The sequence below is a fragment of the Natronomonas sp. genome (assembly GCF_046710025.1).
GTDB lineage: Archaea > Halobacteriota > Halobacteria > Halobacteriales > Haloarculaceae > Natronomonas.
On sequence record NZ_JBKEGK010000087.1, the window covers coordinates 1 to 9,739 of the forward strand.

The 9,739-nt window shown below is 63.2% G+C and carries 9 protein-coding genes; 4 read left to right on the forward strand and 5 right to left on the reverse strand.

What is annotated here, in order from left to right; all coding sequences use genetic code 11:
* Positions 1-442 precede the first annotated feature (442 nt).
* Both ACI944_RS07590 and ACI944_RS07595 read left to right on the forward strand, forming a co-directional pair.
* Entirely contained in the window at positions 443-1,924 is a 1,482-nt protein-coding gene (locus ACI944_RS07590; RefSeq protein WP_411718449.1) for a CoA-acylating methylmalonate-semialdehyde dehydrogenase, read from the forward strand.
* A gap of 139 nt (positions 1,925-2,063) precedes the next feature.
* Positions 2,064-2,216, forward strand: a complete 153-nt coding sequence (locus tag ACI944_RS07595) for a hypothetical protein (RefSeq protein WP_411718450.1) — start codon at positions 2,064-2,066, stop codon at positions 2,214-2,216.
* A gap of 55 nt (positions 2,217-2,271) precedes the next feature.
* Here the strand turns inward: ACI944_RS07595 and ACI944_RS07600 are convergent, their stop codons facing one another.
* Positions 2,272-2,988 carry a methyltransferase domain-containing protein gene (locus tag ACI944_RS07600; RefSeq protein WP_411718451.1) on the reverse strand — a complete coding sequence of 239 codons (717 nt, stop codon included), beginning with the start codon at positions 2,986-2,988 and terminating at the stop codon, positions 2,272-2,274.
* Positions 2,985-4,484, reverse strand: a complete 1,500-nt coding sequence (locus ACI944_RS07605) for a radical SAM protein (protein ID WP_411718452.1) — start codon at positions 4,482-4,484, stop codon at positions 2,985-2,987. Before ACI944_RS07605 ends, ACI944_RS07600 begins: the two co-directional genes overlap by 4 nt.
* A gap of 169 nt (positions 4,485-4,653) precedes the next feature.
* Between ACI944_RS07605 and ACI944_RS07610 the strand changes: the two genes are divergently transcribed.
* Positions 4,654-5,400: a DUF547 domain-containing protein gene (locus tag ACI944_RS07610; RefSeq protein WP_411718453.1), complete on the forward strand. Its 747-nt coding sequence runs from the start codon at positions 4,654-4,656 to the stop codon at positions 5,398-5,400.
* Between the two features lie 80 nt (positions 5,401-5,480).
* Positions 5,481-6,017 (forward strand): peroxiredoxin family protein, encoded by a 537-nt coding sequence (locus ACI944_RS07615; protein WP_411718454.1) that lies wholly within the window; start codon positions 5,481-5,483, stop codon positions 6,015-6,017.
* A 76-nt stretch (positions 6,018-6,093) separates the two neighbouring features.
* Here the strand turns inward: ACI944_RS07615 and ACI944_RS07620 are convergent, their stop codons facing one another.
* From ACI944_RS07620 to ACI944_RS07630, 3 genes are all read right to left on the reverse strand, one after another.
* The gene (locus tag ACI944_RS07620) at positions 6,094-6,222 is read right to left on the reverse strand and encodes a hypothetical protein (protein WP_411718455.1); all 129 of its coding nucleotides are present in this window, start codon (positions 6,220-6,222) and stop codon (positions 6,094-6,096) included.
* Positions 6,223-6,296: 74 nt separating this feature from the next.
* The gene (locus ACI944_RS07625; protein WP_411718456.1) at positions 6,297-7,154 is read right to left on the reverse strand and encodes a hypothetical protein; all 858 of its coding nucleotides are present in this window, start codon (positions 7,152-7,154) and stop codon (positions 6,297-6,299) included.
* Positions 7,155-7,588: 434 nt separating this feature from the next.
* Positions 7,589-9,220, reverse strand: a complete 1,632-nt coding sequence (locus ACI944_RS07630; RefSeq protein WP_411718457.1) for a BCCT family transporter — start codon at positions 9,218-9,220, stop codon at positions 7,589-7,591.
* Between the last annotated feature and the right edge of the window lie 519 nt (positions 9,221-9,739).

The following is a 9,739-nucleotide window of genomic DNA, read 5'->3' on the forward strand; positions in this document are numbered from 1 at the left end:
GCCGCCGCGCAGGGGCGGTTCGGCCGGACGGGGGGACCCCGGGCCCCCCACGACTTGAGGCCGGAGGCTCCGCCTCGAAAACTGCTGACGGACACCCACGACAGTGAACTACCTCGGGGTCAAGCCCCGAGGCAGTCGCCTTGAGCCGCCTGTACACGGGCGGTGACCGACGATTTTGGACCGTTTTGATTATTCCAAAACATTTCGCGGTAGTTCCACCCCGTCAGAGCAAATCGTCTGACCGACATCCGAGACGGAATCGGTACCCTAAGGGCCTGTAGCGCGCTTTTATCCGGACCGTCGAGATGTCGGGCCGTGATCAGAGCTGCCGTGATCGCGGCAGATGATTTCGGTAATTGGGTAACTACTATACAAATATAGTATTAAATATAGAAAAATAAAAAACAATAAAATTTTTGTGCGTGGGTTAGTACTGTGTTGTATGGTTCGTCCAGAATCTCTCCCTGAGACGGGGACAGTACAGAACTACGTCGGCGGGAACTGGCAGACGCCGAGCGGGACCGACGGCCAGGATGTCATCAACCCGGCAACCTCTGAAAAACTCGCTCACGTCGCGTTCAGTTCGGCGGACGATGTCGACGGAGCGGTCCGTACGGCTACCGAAGCGTTCGAGGAGTGGTCGGGCCGTCCGGTCGAAGAACGGATTCAGCCGCTTTTCGAGCTGAAACAGCTACTGGAGGCCCACCAAGACGAACTCGCCGAAGTGCTCGTCCAGGAACACGGCAAAACGCGGGCCGAAGCGAAGGGGGAACTCCGGCGTGGTATCGAGAACGTCGAGGTCGCCTGCGGCATCCCGACGATGATGCAAAGCGGGACGTTGCTCAACGCGGCACCGGAGATCGACGAGAGCGCCGTCCGCAAGCCCCTCGGCGTCTTCGCCGCGGTCACGCCGTTCAATTTCCCCGCGATGATCCCCTTGTGGTTTCTGCCGTACGCCGTCGCGACCGGCAACAGTTTCATTCTGAAACCGAGCGAGCAAGACCCCCTCGTCGCCCAGCGGATCTTCGAACTGATCGATCAGGCTGGATTCCCGGACGGTGTTCTCCAGCTCGTTAACGGCGGGGTCGACACGGTCAACGCGCTGTTGGAACACGGTGGCATCGAAGGGATCTCCTTCGTCGGCAGCACGCCCGTCGCGCGGGAGATCTACGAGACGTCGGCGGCAAACGGCAAGCGCGTCCAGGCCCAGGGCGGTGCGAAAAACCACATCATCGTTACGGAGACGGCTGATCTGGACCACGCAGCGCGAAAAACCGTGGGGTCGGCGTTCGCCTGCGCTGGCGAGCGGTGTCTCGCGAACGACGTCGCCGTGGTCGAGGAATCGGTCTACGACGAGTTCGTCGACAAGGTCGTTTCGGAGGCCGAGGCCCAGGTCGTGGGCTATGGGCTTGAGGAAGAAACGGACATCGGCGCGCTCATCACCCCCGAACACGAACGACGAGTTCGGGAGTACATCGAAACGGCCGTCGACGAGGGCGCGGAACTCCTTCTTGACGGTCGCGACGTGTCCGTCGAGGGCTACGAGGACGGGAACTTCCTCGGGCCGACGCTGTTCGGCGGTGTGGACCCGGATATGACGATCGCTCAAGAGGAGGTGTTCGGCCCGGTGCTCGGGTTGCTGTCCGTCGCGGATCTGGACGAGGCCATCGAGGTCCTCAATCGGAGCGACTTCGGAAACGCGGCAAGTCTGTTCACGGGGCGCGGTGCCGACGCCCGCGCGTTCCGACACCGAACTGACATCGGGAACCTCGGTATCAACGCCGGGACGGCGGCCCCGATGGCTTTCTTCCACTTCGGGGGGCGGAAAGACTCGTTCTTCGGCGACCTCCACGCCCAGGGGGAAGACATGATCCACTTTTATACCGACAAGACGGTCTACATCGAGCGCTGGCCGAACGCATAACACACCGTCGCGTCGGGTGCCAGAGTGCGCCGGCAGCGTGTGAAACGACGTTGCACAGGCGCCGTATTCATATTACTCTCCGCACGCAACGTCAGCACGGAGCGACAGACGACGCGCTCCATACCCCCACCCCCTCCCGATGACCACCGACGACCGATGGCTCGGCGCGTGCCCGAACTGCGGGGACCGCATCCGGCCGATCGACGAACTCATCGCCTACGAGCGTTCGGACAGCACCCTCGGTGTATTCGCCGAATGTCCCTCCTGCGAGTCGGTCATCTCGCCCGAGTGAGTCGGTCGCCTCCGTCCGGAGTCCGTCGCTCCGGCCACGTCCGTCCCGTCGCCGTTCACGATCCGTCGTCAACTGTCGCAACGAGGGAGACGTAGCTTACCTTGCCCGCCTCAACCGCAGCTTCGAGTGCCTCGATCGCGTCCAACGCACGCTGGCCGCGCTCGCCCATCAGCCCCAACAGCCCCTCGTAGTCGACGCGAGATCGAACCCGATCGCGCATCCCGAGCAGTTCGTCGTGGTGGTCCGTCTCGACCCGTATCCCGAACCCGGCTCCGGTGAGCTGCTCACGCAGGTAGTCGGGACTCCGTGCCCCGCTAAGACAGAGCGCGTCCGCCGCCCGGCCGGGAACCGCCGGGAGGTCGCCGTCGACGACGACGTCGGAGAGCGCGATCCGGCCACCGTCATTCAATACGCGGCGGGCCTCACCGAGCGCAGTCGGGAGGTCGGTGAGACAGAGCACGCACTCGGCGAGAAGGACATCGACGCTTCCGTCTCGGAGCGGCAGCGTCGCGGCATCGCCCCGCACTGCCCGCCCCGTAGCGGCCGTCGGCTCGGTGTCGACACCGACGGCGTCGGCACCGCGCTCGCGGGCGATAACCAACGCGTCACCGGCCCCACAGCCGACATCCAACAGACGGGTGTCCGCTCCGACATCGGCGCGATCGAGGAGTCGCTCGGTCGCTTCAGCCCCGCCCGGGTGCAAAGGCCCCGCAAGGACGCCTTCGAGAGTCCGCCAGGGGTTCGACAGCGCCGCGTCCAACAGCCCATTCATCGCTTGGTCCCGTAGTGGTCTTTGCTATCGCTGGTACCGCAAGCGTCCTGAGCGTTGTGGGCGTCCCGAACATCGCGGGCGTGCCCGCCGTCGCTAATGCCTTCAGTATCTCCGCCGGCGTCGGCGGGTGACTGGTCGGTGGCTGGGGCGTCGTTGACCACGTTCCGACCACCCCACTCGTTGCGGTTCCGGAGCGCGTACTCGCCGTCCTCGGTTGTCATGTTGTATCCACAGAACGGAGCCAACTCGCCGTCAGTCGTCGGGACGGAGATACAGCAGTTGCTCAGCCGGTTTAGGTCCGCCGCGTCGGCGTCCATGAACCCCGTGATCGACACCGGGACGACCTCGTCGAACAGCCCATCGACACCGCCGGGCACGTCGATGCCACAGCAGCCAGCGGTCGTGCAGGCCCATTCCTCGCCGGCCGCGGTGCCGGCCAGCAGGTCCATGTACTCGCCCTCGTCGACCATCCCCGAGAGCGTCCCCCAGAGTCCGTCGTCGATGTACTTCGTGAGCGGTACGAACGATTCGGCGTCTGCCGTCGGGGTTTCGGCGTCGAACCCCTCCGGAACAAACGCGGTCCCGATCTGACAGTACGCTGAACAGCAAGGTGCCGGCAGCATATCGCGCGGTTCGAGCGTCTCGACCTGCTCGGCCAGCCGCCGCGTGGCGTCGTCGAGCGCGAAGCGGCCGTCGTTTCGCTCATAGCGGCCGAAGTGTGCCACCGGCTGGAAGTTGACCGACCGCACGACATCCCTGTTCTCGACTGCGAACCGGACGATATCGCCCATCTCGTGGTCGTTGACGTCGGGGACGACCGTCGGCACGAGGACGACCGGCAGCCCTACGTCCTGACAGGCCTCGATAGCTGCGTGTTTCTCCTCGAGGATATCCGCCTCGCGGATCAGCTCGTACGTTTCGCTCGTCAGACCGTCGAACTGCAGATAGATGGCGGTCACGCCGGCTTCCTTGAGCGCCGCCGCGTAGCCCGCCTCGGTCGCCAGCCGAATCCCGTTCGTGTTTACCTCGATATGGTCGATCCCTCGGGAGCGAGCGCGTTCGACAAGCTCCGGGAGGTCGTCTCTGACGGTCGGTTCCCCGCCCGAGAACTGGATCGGCCGGCCGCCGGCGTCGGCGACGGTGTTCAAAAGCGCCGTCACCTCCTCGGTCGGGCGGTGGGCACCGCCGGGGCCGGAACTCGCAAAACAGTACGAACACGAGAGGTTACACGAATCCGTGACCTCGACGACGGCCAGACAGGCGTGGTCGTCATCGACAGCCAGATCCCCACCGTCGTGTTCGGGGTCCGGGCCGAACTCGGCGGCCCACTCCCAGTGGTCGAACGAGCCCCAAACGCGACGGCTGGCCGGACCGTGATCGGCACACTCCCGCGTGAGAAACACGCCGCCGTCGCGTCTCTCGTAGCGCCCGGGAACCGACTCCAGACATTCGGGACAGAGGCTCGTCGTCGTCGCGATGGTATCGCCGTCACCCATACTCGGTCCGAGGAACAGATCTGAATAAAGCTACCGCGAATGTGTACGGAGCGGAACTGTGAGAACTGCTCTACGGATCAATGCCGTTGTCCGTATCAGCGCCGAGCCGTCTGGCAGCGCCGTTACAGGGGCGCACAACCCTTTTTCACGCTGCGGACGGACGAACGGTATGTCCTCGACGGAGCAAACAGGGTCATCGGCTACGACCCTGGACGACCCCCCGGCGACGCTCGCACAGAACTTGCTCGTCGCGTGCAAGCGTGGGGACTCGACCGAGCGGTACCGAGACGCGCTCGCGAGGGCAACCGAGACGGACCTCGAGCGAGTCCGAGAGAACCGGCAGGTCGGACTGGCGTTCTGGCTCAACTGTTATAACGCTGGCACACAGCTCCTCCTCGAGGAGCGTCCGGAACTTTATGAGAGCCGGCTTCGGTTCGTTCGGTTCTTTCGCGCCCCGGCGATCACTGTTGGGGGCACGTCCCTGTCGCTGGACCGCATCGAGAACGGCATCCTACGCGGCGGGCGCTCGAAGTACGGGTTGGGCTATCTCCCGAAGTTCTTCGGGACGGCCCTCGAACGACGCTATCGGCTCTCCCACTGTGACCCGCGGCTCCACTTCGCGCTGAACTGCGGGGCCGAGAGCTGTCCGGCGATCCGAGCCTACGAGGCCGATCGGATCGACGAGCAACTCGATCTGGCGACCCGGGGGTACCTCAATGCGACCGTCGCGTACGATTCAGAGGCTGGCGTGGTGCGCGTGCCCCGCGTCTTCCTGTGGTTCCGGGGCGACTTCGGCGGCGGATCGGGGATCCGGTCGTTCCTCCGAGAGTACGACGCGATCCCGGAGAATGCGACGCCGTCGATTCGTCACCTGTCGTGGGATTGGTCGAAAGCGGCCGGAACGTTCGTCGATTGAGTTCCGCGCGGGTCCGGCCATCCGTCGCCCGCCGTACCACCGCCCCTGCCGCTTTTATTTCACGGCCCCGACGATACTGTATGGCACAGCAGGTACAGGACTTCTCGCTTCCGAACGTGTCGGCGGGCCCGAATCCGTTCTCGCTTTCGGCGCTACCCGACGAGGTCTCGTTCGCGGTGTTGTTTTTTCAGCGCGATCACTACTGCACGAACTGTCGCAAGCAGGTGCAACAGCTCGCCGACCACGTCGAGGCGTTCCACGAACGGGGGGCCGAAATCGTCTCGATCGTTCCCGAACCGGTCGAGCGCGTCGAGAAATGGCAGGCGTCCTACGGGCTCCCGTATCCGCTGTTGGCGGACCCGGACGCGGAGGCGGGCGAGGCCTACGATCAACCCGTCAGATTCGGCATCCTCGGGAAGTTTTCGGACTTCTTCGGCCGGATGCCGGCGGTCGTCGTGGTCGACAGACGCGGCCCGGAGCCGACGATTGCGTACGTCCACAAGGGCTCGTCAACGTTCGACAGACCCGACATCGACGAGCTGCTCGCCGAGTTAGACGACCTCCAGTCGGAAGGCGATCAGGACGGGATCACGAACGGACGCAAACCGATCGAGTGAGAACGATCGCCCCGAACGGGCGTTTTTAATACAGTTACCGCCCCGTTGCGGCGGCAACGAGGCGAACACTCACTCCTTACTCCGGGATCGATCTCTCGACGATTCCTCCGTCCTCAAGCCGGTCAAGACAGTCCCAGACGGTCCTCGTCTCTGCCTCCTCGGCCGTCAGTTCCGGTTCGGTCAGTTCGAACGCCTCGGTAGACATGGTTCGGATGGACCGACGCGGTCGGATCATAAAACCGCACAGCGGGTGTGCAACCGGTCGACAACCGGCCCGAGTCAGCTTGCTCCGTCGCTGTCCTGGCGGTTCTTCGCGCCATCGGCACGCCGCCCGGCACCGCGTTTGCCGTCACCGCCTCGTTCGCCTCCGGTGGTGCTGTCACCGCCCTCCGCCTCGGTATCGTGTCCCGAGTCGCCACCCGCCCCACCGGCATCACGTTTCGAGTCGCTGTCGTCACCGTTTCGACCGCCGCCACTCTCGCTCTCACCCAGTTTTTGACCGTTATCCTGTCCCGCGCCGCCACGCCCCTCCTCAACGTTTTCACCGCCCGGCAGGAGCCGCCGCGCCAGCGCCCCGAGTTGCCTGTACGCGATGTTGACGTACATCCCCGACAGAAAGACCAGGCCAAAGACGAGCGGGCCGTTCTCAGCGGCATCACCGAGTAGAATACCCGAAAACAGGTAGATGCCGACGCCGAGCGGCAGGGCGGCGGGCAGCCTGAAATTGTAGTGAATCACCTCGAACGTCGACCGACCGAAGTCGTCGATCAACGCGGTGAAGACGAATCCTAGCGCACCGAGGATGCTAAACGCGTAGATGTGCCACGGGACGAGACCGGGTGCCAGCCCCATATCGACGGCGGTCCCGCCGAGTTCGACTGTCGTCGCCCCCACAAAAACAATCGTTAACAACACGTCGATAAGAATGACGCTGATGCCGACGCTTGACCCGTACCAGGGGCCGTTGAGCCAATCGCTTTCGGTGTCCGGATCCGTCTCACCCTCGTCGTCTGTTGAGTTGCCGGACGCTTCGGCCGTCTCACCGGGAGCCCCGCGGTCAGCGTCGGGTGAACCGGGAGATACCGCCTCGTCCGTCCCATCGCCCTCCCCCTCGGAATCCGGCGTTTGATCCGGCATTGCCGACTGTTTTTACAGCCACCGACAATTATGTTGCCCTCTATTATATCAAACCGGCGTCCACGCCCCCGTCCCCGGCTCTGCGACCCCAATCGTCCGCCGCCCCCGCCGGTTGTTCGTTCGACGAGGCTGCACGGGCGGCACAGGTTTTGACATGCGTCGACCGACGGCTACACCATATCAGGCGAGCACACGATCCCGTCGAAACTCCGGCGGGCCCTCGACGGGTATGGCGTCGACCAGGGGTTCGGGCGGATCTGTCCGAGTTGCACACAGGAGTACGAACCGGGCGAGCGCATCCTCGTGCTCGTCGAACGTCCCTCCGACGCGGCGTCCTAGACGGTCTCGTCGGTTGTTTGCGCCGGATGCAGTCGCCTCTGAGAGAGATTCCAGCGGGACGTGTTCACTCTCGATCAACGAGGAGGCTCCCGTGCTCAGTCGCCGTCCGACGAGACTGCGTCGTCGAGTAGCGTCTCATCAGTCGGCGTCCGATCCTCGCGGGGGGCTGCTGGCCTGTCTGCCGCGACCGAGTCGTGTTTGATCCGAAGCCACCGCACGAACCCGATCATCGCGACTAGACAGATGATCGCGAACGGCGCACCGGTCACGATCACCGACGACCGAAGCGCCGACGCGCCGCCAACGACGACCAACACCGACGCGATGAGCCCCTGTAGAACACCCCAAAACGCCCGGTTGAGGTTCGAGGGCGATCGCTTTCCACCGGTGGTGAGCATCCCGAGCGCAAGCGTCGACGAGTCGGCTGACGTGACGAAGAACGTTGTCACGAGAACGAAGAACAACAGTTGCCAGATCGTCCCGCCGGCGAACGAGCCGTACAGCGCGAACCCGGCGACCCCGTTGCCGAACTCGCTCGTCGCTCCGAGCAGGTCAACAGTCCCGGTGTGTTGGAGCCACACCGAACTGCCCCCGATGACAGTGAACCAAAGCGCCGACGTAGCAGTCATCGTCAGGAACGCTGTGCCGACGACGGTGCGGATCGTCCGGCCACGGGAGATGCGGGCCAAAAAGAGGCCGACGAACGGCGCCCACGCGATCCACCACGACCAGTAGAACACCGTCCACGCAACGCTCCAACTGGCTCCCCCGCTTGCGCCGGTAAAGAGGCTCATATCGAAGAAGTTGCTCCCGTACGTTCCGAGAGCCGAAACGCCCGTATTCAACAACAGAAGTGTCGGTCCGCCGATCAGCGCGACTATCCACAGCAGCGTCATCAGCCCGATATTGAACTGTGAGACCCGGCGGATCCCCTTCGAAACGCCAGCGATCAACGAGAGCGTAAAGAATGTCGTGATCCCGGTAATCGCGAGCACGGTCTCGGCGTTCCCGAACGCCCGACCGGTCTCGAAGGTGATGCCGGCGAGGAGCTGTGTCGCAATAAACCCGAGCCCGGTTGCGACCCCGCCGATCGTCGCGATGACGGCCGCCGTATCGACTATTCGAGCGAGGGCACCATCGAGACCGTCAGCGCCAAGAACCGGATAGAGGGCCGTCGAAACACGGAACGGGGCGTCGTGTCGATACGCGAAGTATGCGACCGGAAGCCCGATAGCGAGATACCCGCCCCAGGCGCTGATACCGTAGTGAAAGATGGTGTAGGCGATAGCCGGTACCACCGCACTGGTCGTCTCGGCAGTCGCTGTCCCTTCGAACAGCGGCGGCAGACTCTGATAGTAGCCCAATGCCTCGGCAGGCCCGAAAAACACGATCCCGGCAGACAGCCCCGCGGAGAAAAACATCGCGACGTACGAGAAATACCCGTACTCCGGGGCTCCGCTCCCCAGCTTGATCGCCCCATAATCGCTAACCATCAGATATGCGCCGAGCCCGACGAGGACGAGCATGCCACCGAGATACAGCCACGCGAGTCCCTGCCCGAGCGTGCCGAATGCCCAGTTGATGGCGTTTCCGACGGCGGTTACATCGTACGCCGTGTATGCGACGAAGCCGATCGCAACGGCAGCGCCGACAACGAACGGAATCGGATCCAGTTCGTTTATAAATGAGCTATTCACGTCTGTGTCGCGTTCAAATAGCGAACGCATGTAAACACTATTACGAGGAGTGCAGGCGCATTAACGGTTCGCTTGCGCACAACGCGTTCATAGTATCAAAGAATATAATTGGATCGTCAGTTCGGCGATCGACCGTAGTGTCATTCATAGAAAACATACTCAGACGGAAGCGCACGACCGGCCTCGATATATATACTCATGGACATATGTATTCGAAGATTTCTGGCTCCTGTATCTCATCCAAAGCGGTGAGGAGCTTATTTTTCAGTTCATCCATATCATCGATCAATTTGAATTTGAACCAGTCGTTAAGTCGCTGCCAATAGCCTTCTGTTGGATTGAGTTCAGGAAGTCGTGATGGAAAGTACCAAACGTAACCGACCCCACCCTACTTTGCTCGGCCTTGCGGCCTCGCTCGTTGAGGGTGGGGCCACTGGCAGAGCGTCGCTCTGGCAAGGCCTCGAAAGGCGTCGCCTTTCGGTGGCTTTGATGTGGTTCTCGCTTTCAGTTGGCGCGACGGGGCGTCTTGTGCGCCCCGCCTACCGGACG